General features: G+C 64.0%; 27 protein-coding genes and 1 tRNA gene. 12 read left to right on the top strand and 16 right to left on the bottom strand.

The genetic code is table 11. The features are described 5' to 3' along the window. Nucleotides 1–23: 23 nt before the first annotated feature. The 3 genes from AC4K8G_RS05660 (at nucleotide 24) to AC4K8G_RS05650 (ending at nucleotide 2,181) form a co-directional block, all read left to right on the top strand. Nucleotides 24–1,604 carry a hypothetical protein gene (locus AC4K8G_RS05660; RefSeq protein ID WP_491733191.1) on the top strand — a complete coding sequence of 527 codons (1,581 nt, stop codon included), beginning with the start codon at nucleotides 24–26 and terminating at the stop codon, nucleotides 1,602–1,604. 11 nt (nucleotides 1,605–1,615) lie between these two features. Continuing rightward, nucleotides 1,616–2,056 carry a nuclear transport factor 2 family protein gene (locus AC4K8G_RS05655; protein ID WP_491733190.1) on the top strand — a complete coding sequence of 147 codons (441 nt, stop codon included), beginning with the start codon at nucleotides 1,616–1,618 and terminating at the stop codon, nucleotides 2,054–2,056. A 49-nt stretch (nucleotides 2,057–2,105) separates the two neighbouring features. After that, nucleotides 2,106–2,181, top strand: a tRNA-Glu gene (locus tag AC4K8G_RS05650). Between the two features lie 6 nt (nucleotides 2,182–2,187). Here AC4K8G_RS05650 and AC4K8G_RS05645 read toward each other — a convergent pair. From AC4K8G_RS05645 to AC4K8G_RS05625, 5 genes are all read right to left on the bottom strand, one after another. Further along, on the bottom strand, nucleotides 2,188–2,826 hold the full coding sequence (locus tag AC4K8G_RS05645) for a DUF1109 domain-containing protein (RefSeq protein WP_491733189.1): 639 nt from the start codon (nucleotides 2,824–2,826) through the stop codon (nucleotides 2,188–2,190). Then, the gene (locus AC4K8G_RS05640) at nucleotides 2,823–3,356 is read right to left on the bottom strand and encodes a sigma-70 family RNA polymerase sigma factor (RefSeq protein WP_491733188.1); all 534 of its coding nucleotides are present in this window, start codon (nucleotides 3,354–3,356) and stop codon (nucleotides 2,823–2,825) included. The genes AC4K8G_RS05645 and AC4K8G_RS05640 overlap by 4 nt, the downstream gene beginning before the upstream one ends. Nucleotides 3,357–3,391: 35 nt before the next feature. Continuing rightward, complete coding sequence (locus AC4K8G_RS05635; RefSeq protein ID WP_491733187.1) at nucleotides 3,392–4,105, bottom strand: haloacid dehalogenase type II; 714 nt, start codon at nucleotides 4,103–4,105, stop codon at nucleotides 3,392–3,394. A 78-nt stretch (nucleotides 4,106–4,183) separates the two neighbouring features. Continuing rightward, nucleotides 4,184–4,651 carry a nuclear transport factor 2 family protein gene (locus AC4K8G_RS05630; RefSeq protein WP_491734419.1) on the bottom strand — a complete coding sequence of 156 codons (468 nt, stop codon included), beginning with the start codon at nucleotides 4,649–4,651 and terminating at the stop codon, nucleotides 4,184–4,186. Next, entirely contained in the window at nucleotides 4,648–5,193 is a 546-nt protein-coding gene (locus AC4K8G_RS05625; RefSeq protein ID WP_491733186.1) for a carboxymuconolactone decarboxylase family protein, read from the bottom strand. The genes AC4K8G_RS05630 and AC4K8G_RS05625 overlap by 4 nt, the downstream gene beginning before the upstream one ends. Before the next feature lie 119 nt (nucleotides 5,194–5,312). Between AC4K8G_RS05625 and AC4K8G_RS05620 the strand changes: the two genes are divergently transcribed. The 3 genes from AC4K8G_RS05620 (at nucleotide 5,313) to AC4K8G_RS05610 (ending at nucleotide 7,434) form a co-directional block, all read left to right on the top strand. Continuing rightward, nucleotides 5,313–6,242 (top strand): LysR family transcriptional regulator, encoded by a 930-nt coding sequence (locus AC4K8G_RS05620; protein ID WP_491733185.1) that lies wholly within the window; start codon nucleotides 5,313–5,315, stop codon nucleotides 6,240–6,242. Nucleotides 6,243–6,317: 75 nt separating this feature from the next. Next, the gene (locus AC4K8G_RS05615) at nucleotides 6,318–6,701 is read left to right on the top strand and encodes a thioredoxin family protein (protein ID WP_491733184.1); all 384 of its coding nucleotides are present in this window, start codon (nucleotides 6,318–6,320) and stop codon (nucleotides 6,699–6,701) included. A gap of 4 nt (nucleotides 6,702–6,705) precedes the next feature. Continuing rightward, nucleotides 6,706–7,434, top strand: coding sequence for a cytochrome c biogenesis CcdA family protein (locus AC4K8G_RS05610; RefSeq protein WP_491733183.1), 729 nt, complete (start codon nucleotides 6,706–6,708; stop codon nucleotides 7,432–7,434). Between the two features lie 75 nt (nucleotides 7,435–7,509). Here the strand turns inward: AC4K8G_RS05610 and wecB are convergent, their stop codons facing one another. Further along, entirely contained in the window at nucleotides 7,510–8,652 is a 1,143-nt protein-coding gene (wecB, locus tag AC4K8G_RS05605) for a non-hydrolyzing UDP-N-acetylglucosamine 2-epimerase (RefSeq protein WP_491733182.1), read from the bottom strand. 1 nt (nucleotide 8,653) lies between these two features. Between wecB and AC4K8G_RS05600 the strand changes: the two genes are divergently transcribed. Together AC4K8G_RS05600 and AC4K8G_RS05595 are read left to right on the top strand one after the other, a co-directional pair. Further along, nucleotides 8,654–9,019 (top strand): DUF1330 domain-containing protein, encoded by a 366-nt coding sequence (locus tag AC4K8G_RS05600; RefSeq protein ID WP_491733181.1) that lies wholly within the window; start codon nucleotides 8,654–8,656, stop codon nucleotides 9,017–9,019. Further along, nucleotides 9,019–9,381 (top strand): cupin domain-containing protein, encoded by a 363-nt coding sequence (locus AC4K8G_RS05595; RefSeq protein ID WP_491733180.1) that lies wholly within the window; start codon nucleotides 9,019–9,021, stop codon nucleotides 9,379–9,381. Before AC4K8G_RS05600 ends, AC4K8G_RS05595 begins: the two co-directional genes overlap by 1 nt. On the opposite strand, the gene AC4K8G_RS05590 is transcribed toward AC4K8G_RS05595, so the two are convergent. Then, nucleotides 9,378–9,659 carry an ETC complex I subunit gene (locus AC4K8G_RS05590; protein WP_491733179.1) on the bottom strand — a complete coding sequence of 94 codons (282 nt, stop codon included), beginning with the start codon at nucleotides 9,657–9,659 and terminating at the stop codon, nucleotides 9,378–9,380. The genes AC4K8G_RS05595 and AC4K8G_RS05590 overlap by 4 nt on opposite strands. Before the next feature lie 102 nt (nucleotides 9,660–9,761). On the opposite strand from AC4K8G_RS05590, the gene AC4K8G_RS05585 reads away from it, so the two are divergent. Further along, nucleotides 9,762–10,364, top strand: coding sequence for a hypothetical protein (locus AC4K8G_RS05585; RefSeq protein ID WP_491733178.1), 603 nt, complete (start codon nucleotides 9,762–9,764; stop codon nucleotides 10,362–10,364). Between the two features lie 3 nt (nucleotides 10,365–10,367). Here AC4K8G_RS05585 and AC4K8G_RS05580 read toward each other — a convergent pair whose 3' ends face one another. From AC4K8G_RS05580 to AC4K8G_RS05560, 5 genes are all read right to left on the bottom strand, one after another. Further along, on the bottom strand, nucleotides 10,368–11,327 hold the full coding sequence (locus AC4K8G_RS05580) for a polyprenyl synthetase family protein (RefSeq protein WP_491734418.1): 960 nt from the start codon (nucleotides 11,325–11,327) through the stop codon (nucleotides 10,368–10,370). 94 nt (nucleotides 11,328–11,421) lie between these two features. Then, on the bottom strand, nucleotides 11,422–13,452 hold the full coding sequence (locus AC4K8G_RS05575) for a M13 family metallopeptidase (RefSeq protein WP_491733177.1): 2,031 nt from the start codon (nucleotides 13,450–13,452) through the stop codon (nucleotides 11,422–11,424). A gap of 86 nt (nucleotides 13,453–13,538) precedes the next feature. Then, entirely contained in the window at nucleotides 13,539–14,858 is a 1,320-nt protein-coding gene (locus tag AC4K8G_RS05570; RefSeq protein ID WP_491734417.1) for a sensor histidine kinase, read from the bottom strand. A gap of 89 nt (nucleotides 14,859–14,947) precedes the next feature. Beyond that, the gene (locus AC4K8G_RS05565) at nucleotides 14,948–15,613 is read right to left on the bottom strand and encodes a response regulator transcription factor (RefSeq protein ID WP_491733176.1); all 666 of its coding nucleotides are present in this window, start codon (nucleotides 15,611–15,613) and stop codon (nucleotides 14,948–14,950) included. Nucleotides 15,614–15,728: 115 nt separating this feature from the next. Next, on the bottom strand, nucleotides 15,729–16,031 hold the full coding sequence (locus AC4K8G_RS05560; protein ID WP_491733175.1) for a hypothetical protein: 303 nt from the start codon (nucleotides 16,029–16,031) through the stop codon (nucleotides 15,729–15,731). A 97-nt stretch (nucleotides 16,032–16,128) separates the two neighbouring features. Between AC4K8G_RS05560 and AC4K8G_RS05555 the strand changes: the two genes are divergently transcribed. Then, on the top strand, nucleotides 16,129–17,916 hold the full coding sequence (locus AC4K8G_RS05555; RefSeq protein ID WP_491733174.1) for an ABC-F family ATP-binding cassette domain-containing protein: 1,788 nt from the start codon (nucleotides 16,129–16,131) through the stop codon (nucleotides 17,914–17,916). 49 nt (nucleotides 17,917–17,965) lie between these two features. Further along, nucleotides 17,966–18,862, top strand: coding sequence for a 2OG-Fe(II) oxygenase (locus AC4K8G_RS05550; protein ID WP_491733173.1), 897 nt, complete (start codon nucleotides 17,966–17,968; stop codon nucleotides 18,860–18,862). A gap of 4 nt (nucleotides 18,863–18,866) precedes the next feature. Here AC4K8G_RS05550 and prsR read toward each other — a convergent pair whose 3' ends face one another. Together prsR and prsK are read right to left on the bottom strand one after the other, a co-directional pair. Then, the gene (gene prsR / locus AC4K8G_RS05545) at nucleotides 18,867–20,228 is read right to left on the bottom strand and encodes a PEP-CTERM-box response regulator transcription factor (protein WP_491733172.1); all 1,362 of its coding nucleotides are present in this window, start codon (nucleotides 20,226–20,228) and stop codon (nucleotides 18,867–18,869) included. Continuing rightward, nucleotides 20,225–22,285: an XrtA/PEP-CTERM system histidine kinase PrsK gene (gene prsK, locus AC4K8G_RS05540; protein ID WP_491733171.1), complete on the bottom strand. Its 2,061-nt coding sequence runs from the start codon at nucleotides 22,283–22,285 to the stop codon at nucleotides 20,225–20,227. Before prsK ends, prsR begins: the two co-directional genes overlap by 4 nt. A gap of 89 nt (nucleotides 22,286–22,374) precedes the next feature. Here prsK and AC4K8G_RS05535 point away from each other — a divergent pair, with 89 nt between their 5' ends. Beyond that, nucleotides 22,375–23,361, top strand: coding sequence for an aldo/keto reductase (locus tag AC4K8G_RS05535; protein ID WP_491733170.1), 987 nt, complete (start codon nucleotides 22,375–22,377; stop codon nucleotides 23,359–23,361). Here AC4K8G_RS05535 and AC4K8G_RS05530 read toward each other — a convergent pair. Continuing rightward, nucleotides 23,358–23,981 carry a DUF4893 domain-containing protein gene (locus tag AC4K8G_RS05530; RefSeq protein ID WP_491733169.1) on the bottom strand — a complete coding sequence of 208 codons (624 nt, stop codon included), beginning with the start codon at nucleotides 23,979–23,981 and terminating at the stop codon, nucleotides 23,358–23,360. The two genes, AC4K8G_RS05535 and AC4K8G_RS05530, sit on opposite strands and share 4 nt — an antisense overlap. 3 nt (nucleotides 23,982–23,984) lie before the next feature. Then, nucleotides 23,985–24,752 carry a 3-hydroxybutyrate dehydrogenase gene (locus AC4K8G_RS05525; protein ID WP_491733168.1) on the bottom strand — a complete coding sequence of 256 codons (768 nt, stop codon included), beginning with the start codon at nucleotides 24,750–24,752 and terminating at the stop codon, nucleotides 23,985–23,987. Nucleotides 24,753–24,788 lie beyond the last annotated feature (36 nt).

Genomic DNA, 24,788 nt, shown 5'->3' with positions numbered 1-24,788 from the left:
GCTTCCTGACCGGAGATATCTTTGTGACTTATCGATTCCTGACTGCCAGCGCGCTCGCGCTGGCGAGCCTGTCCGCGCCCGCCCAAGCGCAGATGCACATGCCCGGCATGCATATGCCTGCGCCGGCCAAGCCCGCGGCCAAGAAGGCCGTGAAAAAGGCGGCGAAAAATAGAGTGGCTGCGAAGAAGGCGCCTATGAAGAAGGCGTCACAAGCACCGGCGCACGCTCATGCCGATCATGCGCCTGCGGAACGCAAGGCCCCTGACGCTGCTCCGCCTCCTATGGACCACAGCCAAATGGACCATTCGCAAATGGGCGACATGCCCATGCCGCCGGCCCAGGCCACACCCGAGCCTATGGACCATGGCCAGATGGATCATTCGCAAATGGGTGCGATGCCGGCGGGCGACACACAGGGCGGCGAGCACGCTGGCCACAATATGGCCGTGACAGGCGCGTTCGGACCGTATCCGATGACGCGCGAGTCATCGGGCACGGCGTGGCAGCCCGACAATAGCGAGCACGCCGGCCTGCACGTGATGAGCGGCGACTGGACGTTGATGGCGCACGGCGTCGTCAACCTGGTCTACGACCATCAATCGGGCCCGCGCGGCGACGATAAATTCTCCGCCAGTGGCATGCTGATGGGCATGGCCCGCCGTCCACTCGGGAACGGCACCTTGCAGTTCAAGGCGATGCTGAGCCCGGATCCGCTGATGGGGAAGAGCGGCTATCCCTTGCTCCTTGCGAGCGGAGAGACAGCGAACGGCACCGACCGGCTGATCGACCGCCAGCATCCGCACGATTTGTTCATGGAGCTGTCCGCGTCCGTGTCTCAGAATATCGGCGAGAAGAGCAGCGTGTTTCTGTATGGCGGCCTGCCCGGCGAGCCGGCGTTCGGGCCGCCCGCGTTCATGCACCGCGAGGCGATCCTGGATTCGCCCGAGGCGCCGATCAGCCACCACTGGCTCGATTCCACGCACATTAGCTTCGGCGTGGTAACCGCCGGGATTGTCCTCGACCGGGTCAAGGTAGAGGTCAGCCGATTCAACGGGCGCGAGCCGGATGAGCATCGCTGGAACATCGAAACAGGGGCGCTGGATTCGACCGCGGTCCGGGTCTCGTGGAACCCGACGCGCGCGCTCTCGCTGCAGGGAAGCTGGGGATACTTCAAGGACCCCGAGCAACTAGAGCCGGGCGTCGATCAGAAGCGGCTATCGGCGAGCCTGCTCTACGCGGACGAGATTGCGGCTGGCTGGAAGCTGGCTGGCACGCTGGCGTGGGGCCGCAAGACCGTCGAGCATCATAATGACGATGCGTTCGCCGCCGAAGCGTCCCTAAAGCACGGCGGCTGGACGATTTTCGGCCGCGGCGAAATGACCGAGAATCGCGAGCTTGTTGAAGATCCCGACGAGCACGGGCCCGCCTATCGGGTCGGCAAGGTTTCGCTTGGCGCGGTACGCGACTTCCGGATCGCCGATCACTGGTCGATCGGCGCCGGCGGGCTGGTTGCACTGAACTTCGTGCCGGATAGCCTCGCACCGCTCTATGGCGGCAAGAATCCGGTCGGGACGATGGGCTTCGTCCGGCTCAAGCTGAATTGAGGGGAATGACCATGCGATTGATCATCACGGCATTGGCTTTGGCTTGGTCGAGCGTTGCCCCGGCCGCCCCCTTGGAAGGCGTTGCATTGGAAGCGGCTGCGACCGTCGATGCCTTTCACGCCGCGCTCCGCCGGGGCGACACCGTCGGCGCTGCGGCGCTGGTTGCAGACGATGCAGTGGTGTTCGAATCCGGCGAAGCTGAGCGGTCCAAGGCGGAATATGCCGCGCATCACCTCGCCGCCGACGCCGCCTTCTCGACAGCCGTAAGCTCAACCACCGCCCATCGCTTCGGCGGGGGTGAAGGCAATCTGGCCTGGGTCGCGACGGAAGGCAGGACCAAGGGAAGCTACAAGGGCAAGCCGATCGACAGCGCGACGACCGAGACGATGTTGCTCCGGCGGACGCCCGATGGCTGGCGGATCATCCACGTCCATTGGTCGTCAGCGCGTTGATTGACTAGCGCGGCTTCAGCCCACATATGGCCGCCTCGCTTGCAGCGCTGGCCCCTTCGTCTAGCGGTCTAGGACGTCGCCCTCTCACGGCGAAAACACGGGTTCGAGTCCCGTAGGGGTCACCAGCAAAGCTACCAGCGGAGAAAGCGCGGACCGAGCAGCGCACCGACGCCGGTCGCGAAGGCGATACCGAGCGAATACCAGGTCAGCACGAACACCGCCGAGCTTTCCGGGCAGTGCAGGCAATAGACCGTCGCAGCGAATGCGCCGGCGGTAAGGCCGGCCGCGGCGCCGGCAGCAGCGAGGCGCGTGGGCGCGAGCCGGCGCATTGACCACAACAGTGCGCCGAGGATCGGGATCGACAGGCCGAGGACAAGGAACGGGCATTTCGACGCGGTGCGGCCAAGCCACATGGCGAGCCAATGCGACGGCGGTGCTGCGGCCAGTTCGGCGATTCCGATCAACGCCAGGACGACGACTGGAACGGCCAGCCACCAGCGCGCGAACCTGGCAGGTTCGGGCCGTGCCAACCGGAACGTAAGTCCGGCCGCGACGATGGCCAGCGACGCGGTGTAGAGCCATTTTATCCAGAAATCGGCTTCACCCATGGCTGCACCGAGATCTCTCCGAATGCCGAGGGTGGCGACGATCAGCACCGTCGATCCAATGATTCCGAGGATCAGCGCGAGCGCGATCTTCCGCTCAACCGCATGGCGCGGAACGGGCCGAACGTCGCGGCCCAGGGTGTCGATGAGATCCTGCGTGTTCACCGCGCTTTTCCCACTTTCGCGGCGAGCGCCTTGATGCCGCGGTGCACGGACACCTTCACGTCTGAGATGCCGAGCGATTCCGCGGCCGACACGTCGGCGATCGACGATCCACCAAGCCGCGTAGCGCGGATCAGGCGCGCCTGCTTTTCAGGAATTTGGGACAGTAGCGACTCTATGTCGACGCGTGCGCTGACTGCATCTTCGAAGCCTTCGGAAACGAGGATTTCTTCCAGCCCCTCGATCGGGACGGTCCGCCGGTTCCGGCGGAAATTGTCGATCATCTTGTAACGCGCGATCGAGAAGAGCCACGGCGTGAACGCGCGGTCGCGATCATAGGTCTCGCGCCGCGTGTGAACTGCAATCAGTGTGTCCTGAACCATATCCTCAACGTCCGCGCCTTCGTTCATGCGGCGCCGAAAGAAGGCCGTGAGAATGGGGACGATCGCGGCGAGCAGCCGCGTGTGATCAGCGGCGTTGCCATCGAGGCCACCGATCATCCATTCTCGCAATTGGTCTTCGTCGGCCCGCATTCAATCCCCAGCATTCGCGACGGACGCCGAAAAGGTTACGAGTCAGCTCCTGACCCGCCTACTAGGTGGAGCAAGGCTTCGATAGTCTTGCCTGATCGCGCGGGCTCCGGACCGAATGAGTCAGGCGCAGCGGCGCTGCGGTTCACCCATGCAGTCGGAAAGCCGAAATGCGCTGCGCCGGCGGCGTCCCAATTGGCGAAGGCTGCGAAGCCGATCTCTTCCCTCGGTAACCCGAACGCGCGGGTCGCCATTGCGTAAGCGGCGGGTGAGGGTTTGAAACGCCGGACCTGGTCGGTGCTGAGTGGCGGGTCGAAATAGTCCCTGATCCGGTTGGTGCGCATGTTGCGCTCCAGGGTGACCTCGCCGAGGTTCGACAGAAATCGCAATCGGATACCGCGCGAACGCAATCGCTCGAGCGCCTCCGGCACATCGGGCCAGACTTTCAAATCGCCGTAAGCATCAACGAGGTCGCGGCGCATCGCCGACGGCAGGTCGATGCCAGCGTCGCGCGCGGCGGAATCGAGCGCGAGGCCGGCGAGTGTTTCGAACGGCTGGTAGCGGTCCGCTGCGGTGACCAGCCAGGTCAAGCTGAACAGGCGCATCGACCAGGCGGCGGCGAGAGTTTTGCCGGCGTCGCCGAAGAAGGAGGTTGCCGTCTCGGCCAGGCGCGCCGGGTTGAAGATCGGAAACGCATCGAACGCGATCGCGCGAATTGGTGAGTGCGTGGCGCCTATCGCCCGACCGCGCACGCTCGCAGCCGCGCCTAAGCCTGCGAGGCTGTTGACCAGCTGACGCCGAGTGAGCGGAGGACCTGCCCTCACCTCCGGCTAGAGTCCCAGCTCGCTCAGCCCCGGATGGGTTAGGGGGCGGGGGCCCAGCGACCAGCGGAATTTGCGATCGACTTCGTCAATCGGGACATCGTTCACGCTGGCGTACCGGCAGAGCATCAGCCCCTGTTCGTCGAACTCCCATAATTCGTTACCAAAGGACCGCATCCACTGGCCTTGAGCGTTCCTGGATTCGTAACAGAAGCGCACCGCCATGCGGTTAAGCCGAAAGCCCCACAGCTCCTTTACCAGCCGGTAGTCCAACTCGGCCGACCATTTGCGCGTCAGGAACGCGCGAATGGCGTGGCGGCCGTTCAGCTCATGCCCGCGGTTCCGCCAATGGGAGTCTGGCGTGTAGGCCTGGATGACCTTGGCCGGGTCGCGGCTGTTCCACAGGTCTTCCGCCGCTCGAACCTTGCGCGTGGCGCTGTCGAGTTCGAACGGCGGCACCAGCGGGACCACCGTCAGGCGGCCTTCGCCGCCAGGACGACGGGGAAATCGATGTCGGTCTGGGCGACGCTGTTGACGAAGTTGGAGAAGACATTCTCCGCGACGAGGGCGACGATCTCCACAAGCTCGGCGTCGCTAAGGCCGGCACGCCGGGCCGCCGCGAGCTCGTCGTTCGACAGGTGCCCGCGCTTGTCGGCAACGCTGGCAGCAAACTGCACGATCGCCGCGGTCCCGGCATCGGCCGCGGTGCGGTTGCGGGCGAGCTTCACGTCATCCTCGCTGAGGCCGGCGAGGTTGGTGCCGAGATAGCTATGCGCCGACAGGCAATAATCGCAGCTGTTGATCTGGGCGACGGTGATTGCAACCTGTTCGCGCGTTTTGACCGTGAAGGTGCCGGCCAGCGTCGCGTTGAGATCGGCATAAGCCTTGAGCGCCTTCGAACTGATTCCCAGCAGCCGGAACAGGTTGGGAATGACACCGAACTTGCGATCGATCTCGTCGAGGATCGGAATTGACGCGGCGGGGGCTTCGTCCCGCGTCGGAACGCTGATTCTAGACATTGCAATTCTCCTGGGCTGGACGCCGAAGGAGCAGATTTAATATTTCTGTTTGTCGTGATAATGTAGCGAAAGTTGCGAATTATCTTCCGAATTATGGAATAATGGATCGACTTCAAGCAATGCGCCTTCTCGTCGAGGTGAGCGACTGCGGCAGCTTTTCGCGCGCGGCGCAACGGCTGAACGTCCCGCTCTCGACACTTAGCCGCCGGATAACCGACTTGGAGCGCCATGTTGGCACCCAATTTCTGACCCGCACCACACGCAAGCTCGCGCTAACCGAAGCGGGGAGGCACTATGTTGAGGCTAGCCGTGAAATACTCGAGCAAGTCGAAACCGCCGAGCGGACCGCGGCCGGCGAATTTTCGTCACCCAAAGGCATATTGGCGATCACTTCGCCGGTAATGTTCGGGCAACGATTCTTGCTTCCTGTGATCGGGAAATTCCTCGATCGTTATTCCGACATTCGAGTTGACCTCGCATTATCTGATCGAAACGCGCAGATCGTTGAAGAAGGGTTCGACCTAGCAGTTCGCGTAGGCGTGCTAGCTGATAGCACGATGCTTGCAGTACGGCTTGGCGAGACCCGTCGAATTATCTGCGCAAGCCCGGCCGCGATCGAAAGGTACGGAGAGCCGAAGGTACCCGAGGACCTCATCGACTTACCCTGCGTCGCGCACGACTTCCAAGTCCACGCGACGAGCTGGAGCTTCGCGCGGGCTGGCGGCAAGGGGGAGCGTCGCATCGTCGTGAACCCGCGTCTGTCGGTATCGACGGCGGAGGGGACGGTGGAAGCGGCCACGAGTGGCGCCGGTTTCGCGCGGCTATTTAGTTATCAAGTGGCGGACGCCCTGAACCGGGGCGATCTTCGCCTGGTCCTCCAGCAATATGAATTAGAGCCGAGGCCGGTGAGTTTCCTCCATTCGGCCGGCAGAGCCATACCGGCCAAGATCCGAAGCTTCCTGGACTTTGCAGTACCGGAACTTCGCTCCACGCTTCTAGCACTGTCTGCCCCGCCGTCCCGATTACGAAAGGCGCACGAGCTGCGGTAACCAATCGCCGAGCATTGCCGAACTGGGGGCACGACGCTGCATCGCGATCCAATTCCTCACAAAGGCGAACCCCCAATGCGCACCCCTGTCCTACTTTTTGCCGCCGCTGCGGCATTTGCTTCCCCGGCCCAAGCCGTCGACATTCGGCCGTTCACTGCTTCTTCGTTTCAGGCCGAGCAGGCGCACAACAAGTCAGTCGTGGTGTTCGTCCATGCGCCGTGGTGCCCAATTTGCCGCGCGCAGGAACAAACGATCCAGTCGCTGCTGAAGACGCCGAAGTACAAAAATGTGCAGGTGCTGCGGATCGACTTCGACTCCGAAAAGGCGGTGTGGAGCAAGTTCGGAGTCACGCGCCAGTCAACACTCATCGGCTATCATGGCCGCCGCGAAACCGGTCGGCTCGAATATCAGACCGACCCGGCGAAGGTCGAAGCCGTCCTAGCTTCAACGCTCCGCTGAATCGATGGCGGCCGAATTCCTCAATCCGCTGCTGGCCTTTGCGGCCGGCGGGCTGACCATCCTGTCCCCATGCGTCCTCCCGCTGGTCCCGGTGGCGTTGGGCTCGTCTGCCCAGCGCCACCGCCTCGGCCCGCTCGCATTGGCAGGCGGGTTGGTCGTGAGCTTCACCGCAGTGGGGTTCGTCTTGGCCGTGTTCGGGTCGCGCCTCGGCGTCGACGCGGAGCAAGTGCGGCTGGTCGGAGCCGCGATCCTCGCCATTGCGGGCGTTTTTCTGATTAGTTCGAAGCTGCAGGATTCATTCGCGCGCCTGTTCGCTCCACTGATCGCCTGGGCCGGCGACAAGCAGCAGAACCTGGATGGCGGCGGTCTTGCCGGGCAGGCCGCGATCGGCGCGTTGCTCGGCATCGTGTGGAGTCCCTGCGTCGGTCCAACGCTCGGCGCTGCCGTCGCGCTCGCCGCGCAGGGAAAAGGCCTCGGACAAGTCGCGCTGACCATGGCCGCGTTCGGCGCCGGTATCGCGACGGTTCTCGTCGTGATTTCGATCCTCGGACGCCAGTTGTTCAATCGGCTGCGCGGCGATCTCACCACGCGTGGGCGGCAGGGCAAATATATCCTGGGGGGCATTTTGCTCGCTGTCGGTGTCGCCATACTGACCGGCGTCGATCGCATGATCGAGACGGCATTCGTGACGCACGCCCCGTTGTGGCTGATCAACGCCAGCACTCGGCTCTGACGGGCGAAAATGCGGCGATGCCGGGCAGCGGGGGCGGCATGGCATCGCCGGTGATACACGCTGGGGCGGCGAGTATCACGCGACTGATACGCCGCGGCTTTCCCCCAGGTTACGCTCCTCAAGCCATCGCTCGACAATTGCCGCGATGCGCGGCGCGGCCCGGCCATCGCCATAAGGAAGAGCGCGGCGGCTCATCGCCCATAACGCTGCCGGCTGGTCGAGCAGGCGCGTCACTTCCTCGACGATCCTGTTCCGGTCGGTGCCGACAAGGCGCGCATTGCCGCATTCCACCCCTTCTGGCCGCTCGGTCTTGTCGCGAAGCACGAGCAGCGGGACGCCGAGCGCAGGCGCCTCCTCCTGGATGCCGCCGGAATCGCTGAGGATCAGCGTGGCCAACCTCATCCTGCCAACGAGCTCATCGTGGCCGCAAGGGTCGAGCAAGTTGATACTGGGCACACCGGCGAGCGAGGCTCTCATGGAAGCTGCGAGATGTTCATTTGGGTGAAGGACGACATCAACCTCGAGGCCTTGCCGGGCAATCGCCCGCAGCGCCGAGGCAATGAATGCGACGCCATCGCCCCAACTTTCGCGGCGGTGGCACGTGACGAGCAGACGCTTGCCGTTGCTCTCGCTCAATCCAACGGTCGGCAGCCGGGCCTCGACGTCGAGCAGCGCGTCGATCGCCGTGTTACCGGTGACGAAGATTGCGCCCGGCACGCCTTCAGCGCGGAGGTTCGCGGCCGCTCGGTCCGTCGGTGCGAATAGCAGCGAGGCGTGCGCGTCGATGGCGGTTCGATATTCCTCCTCGGGCCACGGGAGCGCCGGGTCGAAGGTCCTCAACCCTGCTTCGACGTGCGCGACCGGAACCGCCGCTGTGAACCCGGCCAGCGCGGCACCAAGCGCGCTCGAAGTATCGCCTTGAACAACGAGCAAATCAGGTCGATCGATGAGATGCGGGATCAGCGCGTCGGTGACCGCGCGAACATGCTCGTGCGGATCCTCTCGTCCGGGGCAATCGAGATCGTGGGTTGCGAGATCATTGAGCCCGAATTCCTCCGATCGCAGCGCATGCTGGCCAGTGAAGGTGAGCGTCGGTTCAGCTCCGCGCGCGACAAGGGCGCGCGCGAGCGGGGCGATTTTGATTGCTTCGGGCCTGGTGCCGATAACCAGCCGGATGTCGGCGAAACGCAGCCTTCCCCCTAGCTTCGGCCGGAGCAAAATGCCTCCGACATGGTGGAAGCGCAAGCACCGTTGTTCTAACGGCCAAATCGGCTGGTGGTCGAAGGAGACCGAGACGATGAATGCTTACCTGATCGCCAATGTCGATGTGCAGGACCCCGAGAAGTACGAGGACTATCGAAGCCGGACGGGCGCCATCGTCGCCAAGCATGGTGGGAAATTCATCGTGCGCGGCGGCAAGGTTCACCTGCTCGAAGGCAATCCGGAGATCCACCGGCTGGTGATCATCGAGTTTCCGAGCCTCGAAGCAGCACGGGGCTTCTACGATTGCCCCGAATATCAGCAAGTGATCCCGTTCCGGACGCGCGCGTCGGACGGGCGGCTGTTCATCGTGGAGGGCGCGTGATGACCGAGGTTGTCGACGTCGCTGAGAAGTTCGCGCTGTTTTCTGAGCATTGGCGGCCGAAGACGATCGCTGAGCTCAACGGCCAGGAGCTGAAGCTGGCGAAGATCAAAGGCGAATATCCGTGGCACCACCATGAGGTGGACGAGATGTTTTTCGCCTGGCGGGGAAGCTTTCGCCTCGAGTTTGAGAATCACGCGATCGAAATGAAGCCCGGCCAGCTGATCGTTGTTCCAGCAGGCGTCGAGCATCGGCCGGTTGCCGAGGAAGAGGCAGAGATTTTCCTGCTTGAGCCCATTGGGACGCGAAACAGCGGCAATATCGAGGACGAGGTCTACACAGCCCCGAGCCGCGTCAGAATCTAGCGGAAATTGTCGGCGTAAGCCTGGATCTTGAGCCGTACCGGCGGGGCCGCGACGATGTGATGCTGAAGCCCGTGCCGGGCGCAATAAGCGATCGCCGCTTCCTTGGTCGGAAAGGTCAGCCGAACCTGTGTGTTGGTGTCGCCGGAGCCGTTCCAGCCCGTCAGCGGGTCGGGTCGCTGCGCCTGTTGCCGCTCGAATTCCAGCAACCAGCGGCCGGTATTGGCTTTGCCCGACTGAGTTGTCTTGCGCTCGGCTTCGGAGATGCGGGCAATGGTCATGTGTCCGCTGGTGGCAAAGTGGCCGGTTCAAATCAAGGTCACGTGCCGAAAGCCGGACGCTGTGCTACAGGTCCCGTCCTTCCTTTGGAGAGGAGGGGTTCCATGAAATCGACGATGCTAAAAGCGTTGTGCGTCACCAGCGCGTTGATCGCGCTCGGAGGCTGCATGAAAGATCCGAACGCCAAGAAAGCGGCTGCGGACAATGCGGCGGCTACCAACAGCAGCACGGTCCCGGCGGATGATTCAGATCCGACGGCGAGTGCTCAATCGGCCGCGCCGGCGTCCATCTCTGCCGACGCCGCGGTGATCCAGGTTGCCGCTGACGGATCCGTGAAGGAGTTGCGAAAAGGCACGAACGGCTGGACCTGCATGCCGGACAATCCGCAGACACCGGGCAAAGACCCCATGTGCATGGACGCCAATGCAATGAAGTGGGCGCAGGCCTGGATGGCTCACAAGGCCCCGCCAGCCGACAACGTCGGGCTCATGTACATGCTTCAAGGCGGAAGCGATGCCAGCAACTTGGATCCGTTCGGAGACAAACCAGCGAACGGAAAGTGGGTCGATACGGGCCCACATGTGATGGTCGTCGGCGCGGACTCGCTCAACAAGCTGTACCCGGCCACCGCGGATCCCGACACCACCAAGCCATATGTGATGTTCGGCGGTACGCCTTACGCGCACATGATGATCCCGATTAAATAGGGACTAGTAGGCGCGGGCGACCGCGAATTCGGCAGCCTCGACCAGCGCCGCCCGGGCCTTGCTTGCCGGGAAACGGGCGAGAGCATCGATCGCGCGTCGCGCATATTGGCGCGCGCGCTCAATCGTGTCCGCAATCGCGTCGCTCGAGCGAAGTAGCCGGATGGCATGGGCGAGATCCTCGTCGGAGATACGGTCACCGCTGATTGCGGAGCGCCAGAAGGCGCGGCCCTCATCGCTGCCACGCGCATAAGCGAGAATGACCGGAAGAGTCATCTTGCCGTCGCGGAAGTCATCACCGACACCCTTGCCCATGGTCGCCGCGTCGGAAGAATAGTCGATCGCGTCGTCGGTGAGCTGGAACGCGATGCCCAGGTTGCGGCCGTAGCATTCGAGCGCGACTTCATCGTCCTCGCTCGCTTCGGCAACGACCGGCGCGACGCGGCAGGCGGCGGCGAACAGGGCCGCAGTCTTGGCGCTGATGATGTTCAGATATTGGTCTTCGTCGGTTTCAATTTGCCGCTGGGCGGTCAGCTGATCGACCTCGCCTTCCGCGATCACAGCCGACGCATGGCTAAGTATGCGAAGGACTTTGAGGCTGCCGTCCTCGACCATCAGCTCGAACGCCCGGCTGAACAGGAAATCGCCGACCAGGACGCTCGCCGGGTTGCCCCAAATGAGGTTGGCAGTGCGCTTGCCGCGACGCATGCCGGAGCCATCGACGACATCGTCATGAAGCAGGGTCGCGGTGTGGATGAACTCGACCGCGGCGGCGAGCTTGTGGTGCCGCGTTCCGGGGTAACCGAGCAGCGCCGCACTTGCGAGGGTAAGCATCGGGCGCATGCGCTTGCCGCCACCCGCAATCAGGTGCCCCGCAAGCTCCGGAATTAGCGCGACATTGCTTTGCATCCGCTCGAGGATGACGGCGTTGACGCCGTTCATGTCAGCAGCGACGAGCGCCATCATCGCGTCGAGCGATGGCTCGCGCTGCGCGGTCAGCGAATGAAGCGTTCCGGTCACGGCGCCGCCCTAGCGGGTGGGCGCGGCTTTTCCTAGCGTCCTACCAGACGTGGACCCGCTGATCGGGCGGAAGATAAAGCTTGTCGCCGGGCTGCACGTTGAAGGCCTTGTACCATTCGTCCATGTTCCGGACGATGCCGTTGACCCGGTACTTGGACGGGGAATGCACGTCGGCGAGCAGCCGCGAGCGCATGCTGTCCTCGCGATATTTGCTCTCCCAGCTGTAGCCGTAAGCGATGAAGAAGCGCTGGTCGCCGGTGAGGCCGCCGATCACCGGCGGCTCGCCATGTTCGGCGACATATTTGCGGTAGGCGGCGTAGGCGACTTCAAGCCCGCCGAGGTCACCGAGATTTTCGCCCAAGGTCTGCTGGCCCTTGATGTGAAGGCCCGGAAGGGGCTCGAACTGGTCGTACTGCTTCACCAGCGCTTGCGCATGTGCGTCGTATTTCGCGGCGGTCGACTTGGTCCACCAGTCGCGAAGGCGTCCCATGCCATCGAACTTGCGGCCCTGGTCGTCGAACCCGTGGCCGATCTCGTGACCGATGGTCGCGCCGATGCTGCCATAGTTGGCAGCGGGATCGGCATTGGGATCGAAATAGGGCGGCTGGAGGATCGCCGCCGGGAACGTGATCTGGTTGGTCGACGGGTTGTAATAAGCGTTGTTGGTCTGGGGCAGCATGTCCCACAGCGAGCGGTCCACCGGCTTGGGATAGCGCGACAGCTGCAAGTCCCAATCGAACTGCTCGGAACGCATCACGTTGCCGAACAGGTCGCCGCGATCGACCTTCAGGGTCGAGTAATCGATGTATTTTGCCGGGTGGCCGATCCGCGGATCGAACTGCCCGAGCTTGACATCTGCGGCCTTTCTGGTGGCCGCGTCCATCCAGCTTGCGCCGGCGATCTTCTCGGCGAGCGCCGCGCGAATGTTGGCAATGAGCTCGCCCATCTGGCGGTCGCTTTCGGGCGGATAGCGCCGCTGCACGTAGATCTGGCCAACGCCTTCGCCGAGCGCGCCATTGACCAGGTCGACACCGCGTTTCCAGCGGTCGCGCTGGACCGGCACGCCGCGAAGGGTCTTCGAGTAGAAATCGAACGCCGAGTCATCAAACGCCTTGGGCAGGAACGACGCGTGATCGCTGATGAAATGAAAGGCGAGATAGTCCTTCCAAGTCGTCAGCGGCGTTGCCGCGAAAAGCTTGCCGGCGGCGGTGATCGCGCTTGGCTCTCCGACGATGACATCGCCCGCCTTGGCCAGTCCCTGCTTCGCGAGCAGGCGGTCCCACTGGAATTGGGGCGCGAAAGCGCGAAGCTTGGCCCGAGTCATCGGGTGATAGGTCTGATCGACGTCGCGTAGCCGCTCGATGGGCCAGTAGACCTTGGCAAGCGCGGTTTCGAGCGCGAGCACTCGATCGGCGCGAGCCTCCGCATTGCGGTAGCCGGCCATGCCCAGCATCTTCGCCACGTAGGCACGGTAGGCGTCGCGATAGGCTTTGAACTTCGCGTCGGGGAGCAGGTAATAATCGCGCGTCGGCAGGCCCAACCCCGACTGGTCGATGTTCACGGTGTAGCGCGTCGGGTCCTTGAGGTCGGCGCCGATGCCCACGCCGACGGGCGATGAAAAGCCGGTGCTTGCGAATAGGTCGATAAGGTCGCCGCGGGTCTTCGCTGCGTCAATCTGGTCGAGGTAGGGAAGAACCGGGCTGACGCCGCGGCTCTCGATCGTCGGCTGGTCCATCCAGCTCGCGTAGAAGTCGCCGATCTGCTGCCCGATTTGGCCGTTGGCGGTCGGGTCCTTCGCCATATCTTCGATGATCGAGCGAACGTCCGCGTCGATCTGATCGTTGAGCACGGAATCGATGCCTGCGAAGGTGCGTTGCGGATCGATCTCCGTGCGCTTGTCCCAGCCGCCGTTGACGAAGGCCCAGAAATCATCCCCGGGCTTCACCGAGGAATCAGCGGCGGTAAGATCCACGCCCCAGGGTAGGAACTTGGGATCAGCCGCTGCGGCCGGCGATGCTGCGGCAATCGAGAGCAGCGCACATCCGGCGAGCGCAAACGTTTTCAGATTCATTTCAAGTCCTTCCGGCGGGAAATTCGGCGCTGGTTCGCCCAGGCCGAGCAGTCGGCAAACAGCTTTTCGACGAAAGGCCGGCTTGTCTAGCCCGCGGGGAGGGTTAGGCGCGCGAGCAGACCACCCAGGTCTTCGCTTTCCTCAAGATGGACTGATCCACCGTAAATCTCCGCAACGTCGCGAACGATGGCCAGCCCCAGGCCCGTTCCGGGTTTGCCCGTGGTGTCGAGCCGCGCCCCGCGCGTGAACAAATGCCCGCGCTTTTCCTTTGGGATGCCGGGGCCGTCATCCTCGATCAGGATATCGACCTTGGACCGCTTGCGCTCGACCGTGACGAACACACGTCCGCCGCCATATTTCGCTGCATTCTCGACGAGGTTGCCGAGCATCTCGTCGAGGTCCTGTCGTTCCACCCGCACCTGTGCTTCTTTGTCGCCGGCGATATCGACGGTGACGCCTTCGTGCATGCGATCGACGGCGCGCTGCACGGCTTCGAGGCTCTCCCACACCGTGGCCCGCGCCTGCGCTGAAGCGCGACGGCCGATGGCTCGGGCCCGCGCGAGATGGTGGTCGACCTGGCGCCGCATCACCAGAGCTTCCCGGCACACGGTGTCGGCAAGATCGGGCGAACGCGCGGTCGCAGCGTTGGTGATGACGGTTAGGGGTGTCTTCAGCGCGTGGGCAAGGTTGCCGGCATGACGTCGCGCTTCCTCCGCCTGGGCTTCGCTATGGGCCAGGAGCTGGTTGATCTCTTCAGTCAGCGGGCGAATCTCGGTCGGGAAATCCTGCTCGATCCGGGTTTTCTCGCCGGATCTGATCGACGACACTTCGCGCCGCACCCTTCTTAGCGGCCACAAGCCGTAGAAGGTCTGCAGAGCCGCGAGGATGAGTAAGCCCACGCCAAGCGCGGTGAAGCTCCAGATCAGAGTTTGGCGGAGGCGGTGGATCTGCTCGTCGATCGTTTCGCGCGATTGCGCGACCTGGAAGCGCCAGCGGATCTTCGATCCCGGGAGCACGGCGTCCCGCTCGGCGATGCGCAGCGGCTCGGGGTGCTCCGCCACCGAGAATTCGCCGCTGTCGTAAAGATGCGGCTTCACGTCATTGTGCGCTTCGAGCACCTTTAAGCGCCGGTCCCACAATGAGCGCGACGGGAAGGTTTCCGCGCCCAGCCCGCTAATCTGGAAGTAGAGGCCTGAATATGGCTCGACGAACCGCTGGTCGGCGGGCGGACGGTTGAAACGCACCTCGCCGTCAGGGCCAATTTCCGACGAGGCGATCATCGAATTCAAAATGAAGACGAGCTGGTTGTCGAAGCTGTCGACGATGGATCGGCTGAGCACGCGGTCGAGCGCGAATCCGCCCATCAGCAGAAGCGCGAAGATCCAGATCGCTGCGACGCCGATCATGCGCCGTGTCAGCGAACCGATGCGCGGTCCCTTCGCACCGGCGGCTCGCTTGTCGTCGGCCGCCGCCGTTACCGAGGCGGCCTGGTCGTTCAACTGCCGGGGTCTTCCAGGCTATACCCGAGGCCCCGGATGGTGGTGATCACGTCAGCGCCAAGCTTCTTGCGGATGCGCGTCACGAACACTTCGATCGTGTTCGAATCGCGGTCGAAATCCTGGTCGTAGATATGCTCGATAAGCTCGGTCCGGCTCACGACCTTGCCCTTATGGTGCATGAGGTAGCTCAGCAGCTTGTACTCCTGTGCCGTGAGCTTCACCGGCTCGCCGCCCTTGGTTACCTTGCCCGAGCGCGTATCGAGGCGGATGTCGCCCGCGACCAGCTCCGATGAGGCATTGCCGGAGGAGCGGCGAATGAGCGCGCGCAGGCGCGCGATCAGCTCTTCGGTCTGAAACGGCTTGGCGAGATAATCATCAGCACCGGCATCGAGGCCGGCAACTTTGTCGGACCAGCTGTCGCGTGCGGTCAGGACCAGCACCGGCATCTTGCGCGCTTCCTTGCGCCACCGGTCAAGGACCGTCAGCCCATCGACCTCGGGCAGGCCGAGATCGAGGATCACGGCATCGTAATTTTCCGTGGAGCCCAGGTAATGCCCGTCCTCGCCGTCGGTCGCGAGGTCGACGGCGTAGCCAGCCCCTTCGAGGGTGGAGCGCAGCTGGCGCCCAAGGTTGGGTTCGTCTTCGACGATCAAAACGCGCATTCAAAGCTCCCCGGAGCTGTTCATATTCCCGCCGTCAACCCGCGTTGCGGCGATCGGTTGCTTGTCCGGAACAACTGGGAACAAGTGCGCAAAAGTCAATCTGCGCCCGAAACGATCACTTCGGGCGGGAACGGCGGATGATCTTGCCGCTTTGGGCGTCGACGTCGACCCAGATCACCTGGCCGTTCTGAATGAACTTTAGGCGATAGGTGCCGCCGTTGAGTTCAGGGCCCAGATAGTCGGCCCCGCCCATGAAGGGGAGGACGCGGCGCTCAAGCTGGGGGAGCGGCATCGAACGGCCCTCGCGCGTCGCCTCGAACGCCCGCTGCGTCTCGCGCGGCGGATCGGCCAGCGCCGGAGCGCTGGTGAGGCCGGTCGCAACCGCGACGGCGAGAAGGAAAGTTCGAAACAAGGTCATTACGCGACTCTTTTCACGTCCGCTTTGTATCACGGCGCATTGAATAGGCTATGAATGCCGTTGAACGTGGCTGTTCAGGCTCTAACAGGCGCGGATCATGGCGGCGCCGATCCTCTCTTACGAAGACCTTGGACTGATCCAGGGCGAAGGCTGGCTGTTCCGCGGCCTCGACCTGTACATCGGGGAGCGAGACCGGCTGGCGCTGATCGGCCGCAACGGCGCGGGCAAGACAACGCTCCTGAAATGTCTCGCTGAGTTGATCGACACCGACGAAGGCAAGCGCACGATCGTCCCCGGCACCAATGTCGTCTTGCTGGAGCAGGACCCGAAGATGGACGGGTTCGCGACATTGCGGGAATGGGTGCTTCACGGCGCCGAGGCCCCGGAGGCGCATGAGGCTGACGCGATTGCTCACCAGCTCGGCATCGACCTTAATCGCCCGACGTCGACCGCCAGCGGCGGCGAGCGGCGGAGGGCCGCGATCACGCGCGCGCTCGCGCAGGGTCCCGACATCCTGCTGCTCGACGAGCCGACCAACCACCTCGACCTGGGCGCGATCGAATGGCTCGAGGAATGGCTGAAGCGGTTCAAGGGCGCGTTCATCGTTATCAGCCACGACCGGACCTTCCTGGCCCGGCTGACGCGGAGCTGCATCTGGCTTGACCGCGGCGACCTCAAGCGCGCCGAGATTGGCTTTGGCGGGTTCGAAGCGTGGACCGAGCGCGTTTACGAGGAGGAGGCGCGCGCCGCCGAGAAGCTCGACGCCAAGCTGAAGATCGAGCTTCACTGGCTTCAGCGCGGCGTGACGGCGCGCCGGCGTCGCAACCAGGGGCGGCTCGCCAAGCTCAACGAGATGCGTGCCCAGCGCGCGGCGATGCTTGGCGCGACTGGGGCGGCCAAGCTCGCGCTCGCCAAGGACGATGTGAAATCGAAGACGGTGATCGACGCCGACCAGGTGTCGAAGAGTTTTGGCGACCGCGTCATCATCCGCGACTTCAGCCTGCGCGTGCAGCGCGGCGACCGCATCGGCCTGGTCGGGCCCAACGGCGCGGGGAAGACGACACTGCTGAAGCTGCTCACCGGTGAGCTTCAGCCGGACAGCGGGACGGTCACCCTCGCCAAGACCCTGAGCGGAATAGTGATCGACCAGCAGCGTAAGCTGATGGACCCGGCCAAGCGGGTGAAGGACGTGCTTGCCAACGGCGGCGACTGGATCGAGGTGCGCGGGCACAAGAAGCACATCAAGGGCTACCTCAAAGAATTCCTGTTCGACCCGGCGCTCGCGGAAGCGCCGATCGGGTCGCTGTCCGGCGGTGAGCGGTCGCGACTGCTGCTCGCGCGCGAGTTCGCGCGCGAAGCGAACCTGCTGGTGCTCGACGAGCCGACCAACGATCTCGACCTCGAGACGCTCGACCTGCTGCAGGAAGTGATCGCCGACTACGAGGGCACGGTGCTGATCGTCAGCCACGACCGCGACTTCCTCGACCGCACCGTGACCATCACCTTGGGTCTCGACGGCAGCGGTAAGGTCGACGTTGTCGCCGGTGGGTACGAAGACTGGATCAGGAAGCGCTATGAGGCCGCGCGTGCGCCCACCAAAACGCCAACTAAGGCTTCGCCGGTGGCGACGCCGCGCCCGTCGGCGACGACCAAGCTCTCCTACAAGGATCAGCGCGACTATGACCGGTTGCCGGGCGAGATCGAGAAGCTCCAGGCGGAAATCGCTTCAGCGGAAGAAGCGCTGCACGACCCTGATTTGTACGCGCGCGACCCGAAGCGCTTCGCCGAGCTGACCGAGAAAATCGCGCGCAACCGCGCCGAGGTTGAAGCTGCCGAGCTTCGCTGGCTCGAGGTCGCTGAGACGGCCGAGGCGCTGAAAGCCTGACAGCCGTCAATGGGTGAGCTACACACCACAACGTGATGCGGGGGATTAGATGGCCGACTGCCTGACCGAGCGGCTCTATATCTTCGACGATTTCCTCCCCGCGGAGGCGAGCGCCGGAATGCGCGGCGACATCGACGCGCATTTCTCCAACCCGTACCAGCACAAGCACGAGACCCACGACGTGTGGAATTACTGGCACGTGCCGGGCCAGTATAATTACCTGCGCACGACACCAGAAAAGGTCATCGGGCGGGACAAGGTCGAGCGGTTCGTCGAGGCGCTGAGGTCATTGTCGGCGGTCAAATTCGGCTTCGCCGAGGTCACTTGGCCCTTTTTCGGGCTATATGTCCCGGGCTGCTCACAAAATTTGCACAATGACGCGACCAACGGCCAGCTCGGCTACGTCTATTCGCTGACCCGAAACGACCGGCAGACGATCGGCGGAGAGACGATGGTCGTCCATGACCGCGATCTGTTCCGCAGTTCGCTCCGAACCGCCGCGGCAGGCAGGGCGATGTTCGACCTGGTCGAACCGCGCTTCAACCGCCTCACCTTGTTCGACGATCGCATTCCGCACGCAGTGCAGCGTGTCGACGGGTCGATGGACCCACTCGAGGGCCGCTTCGTGCTGCATGGCCATATCCGCGAGGGCGGTGTCGTCGTCCAGGGCGCATTGCCGCCCAACGCGATTCAGGAACCGGTGGTCGAGGTGTTGAAGACCTTGCGCGAACGCGCCGGCACCGCGGTCAACGGGCCGTTAGTGCTGTCGATCGAGGTCGGCACTTCTGGCGAGGTCGAGAGCGTCCGACCGATCTTTGACCGGCTGGCGAGCGGTGAAGAAGTCGACATCGACGCCATCCGATCGGACGCCGTCGAGCGCATCAAAAGCCTTAAATTCCCGACGGCGGCCTCGTCGACCAAGGCCAATATCCCGCTGATGTTCTGAAGGCTCAGGCCTGCAGGCGGTACTGCTTCAGCAGGTCATAGAGCGTTGGCCGGCTGATTCCGAGCAGCTTTGCGGCGCCCGAGATATTGTTGTCGGTGCGGCTCATCGCCTGGCGGATCGCCCGGCGATCGGCGACCTCGCGAACGGCGCGCAGGTTAATCGCGACGCCATCCTCATCCCGCTGCGGTCCCAGGTCGAGATCGGCGGCGGTGACGCTCTTGCCGTCGGCCATGATAACTGCGCGCTTGATGCGGTTCTCGAGTTCGCGAACGTTGCCAGGCCAGGCGCAGGAATCGATGGCGGTGATGGCGTCCGGCGACAGGGCCATGCCGCCGCGCTTTAATTCACTTCCGAAGCGCTGGATGAAATGGCGAGCAAGCAGAACAGCGTCGCCCGACCGCTCGGCGAGCGAGGGAATCTTCACTACGATCTCGGCGAGGCGGTAATACAGGTCGTCGCGGAAGCGGCCGTCCGCAATCATCGCTTCAAGGTCCTGGTGGGTTGCGCAGACGATGCGCGTGTCGACGGCGATCGGCTGGCGGCCACCAATGCGCTCGATCACCCGCTCCTGGAGGAAGCGCAGAAGCTTCACCTGCAGCGGCAGCGGGATGTCGCCGACTTCGTCGAGGAACAGGGTGCCGCCTTGCGCGAGCTCGATCTTGCCGACGTTCGATTTGACCGCGCCGGTGAAGGATCCGCGCTCGTAACCGAACAACTCGGCCTCGAGCAGGTTTTCGGGGATCGCCGCGCAATTGATCGCGACGAACTCACCCTTGCGGGTGCTTTTCTCATGCACTGCACGCGCGAGCAGCTCCTTGCCGGTGCCGCTGGCACCGAGCAGCATCACCGACACGTCGGCCGACGCGACCCGCTCGATGGTCTTGGCGACCTTGAGCATCTCGGGTGCGGCGCTGATGATCGATCCCAGCACAGTTGCGCTACCGCCGGTCTCGAGGCGGCGATTCTCGTCCTCGATTGCGTGCAGGTGGAAGGCGCGGGCGACGATCATCCCGAGCTCGTCAATGTCGACTGGTTTCTTGTAGAAATCGTACGCACCCATCCCGATCGCCTTGAGTGCGCTTTCCCGCGCGCCATGGCCGGTCGCGACGATGACCTTGGTGTCGGGCTTGAGACGGAGGATCTCCTCCAGCACCGCGAAGCCCTCGTCGGTGCCGTCGGGATCGGGCGGAAGGCCAAGGTCGAGCGTGACGACCGCGGGCTCATGCGCGCGCAGCACTTCGATCGCCTGGGCGCGGTCCCCGGCGCAGACGACCTGATAGCCTTCGTAGGCCCATTTGAGCTGGCGCTGCAGGCCTTCGTCGTCCTCGACGACGAGCAGGACTTTGGGATTGGTCGTGTCGGTCATGCGCTTTTCCGTTGCGGTTGTTCGGCCGGATCGGCGGCCGGAAGGTTGATCGTGAAGGTGGTGCCGTGGTTGGGGCGGCTGTCGACACTGATCCGCCCGCCCATCGCGGTGATCAGGGACCGGGCCTCGAACGCGCCGATGCCGAAGCCGCCTGCCTTGGTTGACGCGAACGGCTGGAACAGCTGGCCGCGGACGAAATCGCCGTCCATGCCGGGGCCGCGGTCACTGATCGCGATGGATACGGTCCCTTCGGTGCCCGAAACCTTTACCGTGACGGGCTGGCCGCCTGGGCTGGCTTCGACCGCATTCTGGAGAAGGTGGCCGAGCGCCTGCTCGAGCGCGCCCGGATCGACCATCGCCCACAGGCTCGCGTCACCCAGCATCTTCACCTCGTGGTCGCCGCGCTTGGCGGCGATGGCCGAGCTCAGGATGGCGCGCAGCGGCTGCGCTTCGGTCCGGTGCAGGCGCGCCGATGCATGCGGGGTGAGCCTCGCCAACAAGTCGTTCATCTTGCCCACGGAGGAGCGGAGGGTCGCGACCATGTCGGTGCGAAATTCGGGGTTGTCGGCGTGGCGCTCCGCATTTCGGGCGAGCAGTGACAGCTGGCTGACCAGATTCTTGATATCGTGAAGGATGAAGGCGAAGCGGCGATTGAACTCTTCAAAGCGCTGGGCATTAGCGAGCGCCTCCTGACCGAGGGCTTCGGCCAACGAGCTAGCCGCCTGGCGGCCGGCCGTCCGCAAAAGGTCGAAGTCCTCCCAGTCGAGCGGGCGCTGGAATTCCGGCACGGCCAGCACCACGATACCGACCAGGCGATCGTGATGGACCAGCGGAATTCCGGCCCACACGGCCGGGTCCGCGATCATCCACGGCGGCACCGGCAACTGTCGTTCCAACCCATGCGCCCAACCGCCTCGCAACGCCTCGAACTCAAGGATCCGGCCGCTTGCCTCAAGGCCGTCCCAGAACTGCTGGATATCTTCGAGCTGGTCGACGGGCGGATTGACCGACGGCCAGTTCCACGTCGCCGCAACTTCGGCGCCGCGACGGCCATCGCTAACCAGGAGCAGCCCGCCCGGCGCATCGACCACGTCCGCAAAGGCTTTGACGATACGTTCCGACAAGGGCCCGCTGTCCGTATCCGACCTTCCGAGAGTTTCGGTGAAGCGAAGCCACTCGCTACGATAGTCGTAGCGATGCTCGAACAGATGCTTGGCGACCTTGACCTTGAGCCACCCGCGAGCGCGCGCGCTCGGGATGACGGCCATGGCGCCGACCGTCATCACCGCCAGCAGGGCCACCATCACCGTCGACGACCAATCGAGGCCCGAGCCGCGAAGCGCGGTCGCGACGATCGCCATTAAGGCGAAATAGGCGCAAATCGCGAGGAGTGAGAGGGATTGGAAGGTGGCGGCGCGGGACAGGCGCACGCGCCACCCGCTTTCGTTGCGCGCGCCCAACGCCAGCAGGGGGGCGGTCAGGGCGACGGCCAGCCCGCGCCCTTCCATCAGCCACTTGGCATTCGGCGCGCCGAGATAAGCCATGGTGTAGAGGTTGAGGTCGTAGACCCACATCCATGCGAGCCCGATCATGGCCAGACGAATGTGCGAGCGGCTGGCCGGCGCGGCCTGTCCATAGAGATTGTGCACCAATACGAGGGCACCGGCAGCGGTCGTAATCCGGAGGAGCAGGCTGGTCTGGGCAATCGCTCCGCCCGGGGCCAGCAAGCCGAGGCTGGTCGTTACCAGCTGCATTCCGATCGACGCTGCAACGGCTCCATAGACGAGGCGGACGCCGTGCTGCCGATCGTCGCCGGCGCTGGACAGGCTGTAAAGCAGGCTGATCCAGACGAGGTTGCGGGCGCTTTCGGCGTAAGCCGCAAGCGGCTCGCCTGGCATCACCGCGCTGAGCCACGCCCAGAAAGCGGTCATCGCGAAGGAGCCGACAAGCAGGCGCTGGCCCGGCTGGCGCGATGCTTCGCCAAGGCGCCAGATCATCAGGGCGAGAAACAGCACCGCGGCAAGCGCGTGGCTCCAGAAGGAAATCAGCGCGCTCATGCGCCTGATGCTGTCAATTTCACCGACATAGGCACAGGTGTCGCTAAATTTTACAAATAAGTGGTGAACGAACGCGCTAGAGAGCGCGCATGACCATCGAAAAACGGCGCGTCGGCACTAGCGACCTCGAGGTCGCGCCGCTGGCACTCGGCGGCAATGTGTTCGACTGGACCGCCGACGAAAAGACGAGTTTCGCGGTCCTCGACGCATTCGTGGATGCCGGCGGGACGATGATCGACACCGCGGACGTCTATTCGGCATGGGTGCCCGGGCACGAGGGCGGGGAAAGCGAACGGCTGGTCGGACGCTGGCTGAAGCGCGACCCGTCCAAGCGCGGCAAGGTCGTGATCGCGACCAAGGTCGGCTTTCTCGACGGCGAAATCGTCGACGGTGAATATGTGCCGAACCTTGAACCTGAGGTCGTAAGCCGCGCCTGCGATGCTTCGCTGCGCCGGCTCGGAACCGACCGCATCGACCTTTATTATCAGCATCGCGACAGCCCGACCGTGCCCCTGGCCGACAGCCTCGGCGCGTTCGAGGAGCTCCGCCGCGCCGGCAAGATCAACGCAATCGGCCTTTCGAACTTCACCGGCGACCGGATTAACGAGGCGGTTGCGACATCGCGGGCAGAAGGCTTCGCTCCCCCAGCCGCCCTCCAGCCGTGGTATAACTTGATGGAGCGCGAGCGCTTCGAGCCCGATCCGCGCGACGCCGCGATCCGCAACAATCTCGGCGTCTTTCCTTTCTACAGCCTCGCCAACGGCTTCCTCAGCGGGAAATATCGGAGCGAAGCAGACCTCGCGAAGAGCGTTCGCGGCGAGCGGTCGCGTGCATTCCTCCGGGGCAAGGGCGCTGACGTGCTCAAGGCACTGGACGAGGTTGCAGAGGAGACCGGCGCAGCGCTTGCGACGATTTCGCTAGCATGGCTGATGGCGCAGCCGTCGATCGTTGCGCCGATCGCGAGCGCCACATCGGTCGAGCAGCTCAATGAGCTGACCGCGGCGATGGAATTGAAGCTATCGGCCTCCCAGCTCGATCGGCTGAGCGAAGCGAGTTCCGAAGCGCTTCCGGCCTAGGTCGCCGGAACCAACTCCATCACGTCGATCTGCGATTCGAACTGCGGCTTGGGCATCAACAGCCGCCAGCGTTTGTCCCCGATCCGCTCGACATAGCCGGCGACGTTGCGGTCGGGGTCCTCGCCATATTGCATCGCTCGAGTTTCGTCGCCGAGCACAAGCGTGCCCAGGAAGATCTGCCGCATCGCATCGTTGGGGAAGATCAGGCCGACGTAGCGTTGCGAGCCAGTTAGCTTTTCCAGGCGCTGGAGGTCGCGTTCAACGCGGACCCGGCAGGAAAAAGCGGGATAGGCGACATAGTCGAGCATGCCCTCCGTCTTGGCGCCGATCTTGAACACCCGGCACCGATACATCCCATTGGGAAGGCCCTGGCCGGCGAGCGCCGCATCCGGATCGAGCAGCTGTCCTTCCCTGGTGATGTCCGCCACGTGACCGGACTTTCGGGCGGCCGCCAGCGCATCGACAAAGGTCTTGCGCCAGTCGCGCAGGCGCTCACGGTCGCGGGGCGTGGCGACATCGCGCCAGGCCGTCGTCCAATGGTCCACCATGCCGGCCGGCTGCATGACCGTCTCACAGGCCGTGCAGGTCAGGGCGAGTGCAAGGACGAGAAACGCGCGCATCGATCAGGCAGCCGTCCAACCGCCGTCGACGCTGAGGTTGGCCCCGGTGATCGAGGCAGCTTCGCCGCGGCATAGAAATAGGGCGAGCGCCGCCACTTCTTCGGGCGTGACGAACCTTTTGGTGGGCTGGGCGGCGAGCAGCACGTCTTCCATCACCTGCTCGCGCGTCAGGCCGCGGGTCGCCATCGTGTCGGGTATTTGACGCTCGACCAGAGGCGTCCAGACATAACCGGGCGAGATGCAGTTCACGGTGATGCCATCGCGCGCCGTTTCCAGCGCGACCGTCTTGGTGAAGCCGGCGATGCCGTGCTTGGCCGCGACATAAGCCGACTTGTTGGGGGAGGCGACGAGGCTGTGCGCAGAAGCGGTGTTGATGATTCTGCCCCAACCCTTCGACTTCATCGCCGGCAGGACGAGGCGGGTGGTGTGAAACGCCGCGCTCAAGTTGATCGCGATAATTGCGTCCCATTTCTCGGGCGGGAAATCCTCCACCGGCGCGACATGCTGGATGCCGGCATTATTGACCAGGATGTCCGGCGGGCCGAGCTCGGCCGAGCAGCGGTCAATCATCCGCTCGATTGCGCCGCCATGGGCCATGTCGGCGCTGTCATGGATGGCGCCCAGTTCGGCACAGATACGCTCGATCTCTTCAAGCGGCCCGAAGCCGTTGATCATCAGCTTCGCGCCCTCTCGAGCGAGCGCAGTCGCGATCGCCAGCCCGATACCCGACGTCGATCCGGTGACGAGCGCTACTTTGCCTTCGAGACTCATGTCGCCTGCAAAAGGCGTTTGCGCGGGCAATTGCAA

The organism is Sphingomonas sp. SP3 (assembly GCF_058514305.1).
This window is presented reverse-complemented; position numbering and strand designations above follow the sequence as displayed.

What these genes read in the sequence shown, in the direction of transcription:
- AC4K8G_RS05625 (WP_491733186.1), bottom strand. Translation starts at nt 5,193, where the DNA reads ATGTCTAGAATCAGCGTTCCGACGCGGGACGAAGCCCCCGCCGCGTCA.
- AC4K8G_RS05535 (WP_491733170.1), top strand. Translation starts at nt 22,375, where the DNA reads ATGACCATCGAAAAACGGCGCGTCGGCACTAGCGACCTCGAGGTCGCG.
- AC4K8G_RS05655 (WP_491733190.1), top strand. Translation starts at nt 1,616, where the DNA reads ATGCGATTGATCATCACGGCATTGGCTTTGGCTTGGTCGAGCGTTGCC.
- AC4K8G_RS05590 (WP_491733179.1), bottom strand. Translation starts at nt 9,659, where the DNA reads ATGACCATTGCCCGCATCTCCGAAGCCGAGCGCAAGACAACTCAGTCG.
- prsK (WP_491733171.1), bottom strand. Translation starts at nt 22,285, where the DNA reads ATGAGCGCGCTGATTTCCTTCTGGAGCCACGCGCTTGCCGCGGTGCTG.
- AC4K8G_RS05610 (WP_491733183.1), top strand. Translation starts at nt 6,706, where the DNA reads ATGGCGGCCGAATTCCTCAATCCGCTGCTGGCCTTTGCGGCCGGCGGG.
- AC4K8G_RS05570 (WP_491734417.1), bottom strand. Translation starts at nt 14,858, where the DNA reads ATGATCGGCGTCGCAGCGATCTGGATCTTCGCGCTTCTGCTGATGGGC.
- AC4K8G_RS05585 (WP_491733178.1), top strand. Translation starts at nt 9,762, where the DNA reads ATGAAATCGACGATGCTAAAAGCGTTGTGCGTCACCAGCGCGTTGATC.
- prsR (WP_491733172.1), bottom strand. Translation starts at nt 20,228, where the DNA reads ATGACCGACACGACCAATCCCAAAGTCCTGCTCGTCGTCGAGGACGAC.
- AC4K8G_RS05620 (WP_491733185.1), top strand. Translation starts at nt 5,313, where the DNA reads ATGCGCCTTCTCGTCGAGGTGAGCGACTGCGGCAGCTTTTCGCGCGCG.
- AC4K8G_RS05640 (WP_491733188.1), bottom strand. Translation starts at nt 3,356, where the DNA reads ATGCGGGCCGACGAAGACCAATTGCGAGAATGGATGATCGGTGGCCTC.
- AC4K8G_RS05550 (WP_491733173.1), top strand. Translation starts at nt 17,966, where the DNA reads ATGGCCGACTGCCTGACCGAGCGGCTCTATATCTTCGACGATTTCCTC.
- AC4K8G_RS05560 (WP_491733175.1), bottom strand. Translation starts at nt 16,031, where the DNA reads ATGACCTTGTTTCGAACTTTCCTTCTCGCCGTCGCGGTTGCGACCGGC.
- AC4K8G_RS05575 (WP_491733177.1), bottom strand. Translation starts at nt 13,452, where the DNA reads ATGAATCTGAAAACGTTTGCGCTCGCCGGATGTGCGCTGCTCTCGATT.
- AC4K8G_RS05555 (WP_491733174.1), top strand. Translation starts at nt 16,129, where the DNA reads ATGGCGGCGCCGATCCTCTCTTACGAAGACCTTGGACTGATCCAGGGC.
- AC4K8G_RS05580 (WP_491734418.1), bottom strand. Translation starts at nt 11,327, where the DNA reads ATGATGGCGCTCGTCGCTGCTGACATGAACGGCGTCAACGCCGTCATC.
- AC4K8G_RS05530 (WP_491733169.1), bottom strand. Translation starts at nt 23,981, where the DNA reads ATGCGCGCGTTTCTCGTCCTTGCACTCGCCCTGACCTGCACGGCCTGT.
- AC4K8G_RS05565 (WP_491733176.1), bottom strand. Translation starts at nt 15,613, where the DNA reads ATGCGCGTTTTGATCGTCGAAGACGAACCCAACCTTGGGCGCCAGCTG.
- AC4K8G_RS05615 (WP_491733184.1), top strand. Translation starts at nt 6,318, where the DNA reads ATGCGCACCCCTGTCCTACTTTTTGCCGCCGCTGCGGCATTTGCTTCC.
- AC4K8G_RS05595 (WP_491733180.1), top strand. Translation starts at nt 9,019, where the DNA reads ATGACCGAGGTTGTCGACGTCGCTGAGAAGTTCGCGCTGTTTTCTGAG.
- AC4K8G_RS05600 (WP_491733181.1), top strand. Translation starts at nt 8,654, where the DNA reads ATGCCTCCGACATGGTGGAAGCGCAAGCACCGTTGTTCTAACGGCCAA.
- AC4K8G_RS05525 (WP_491733168.1), bottom strand. Translation starts at nt 24,752, where the DNA reads ATGAGTCTCGAAGGCAAAGTAGCGCTCGTCACCGGATCGACGTCGGGT.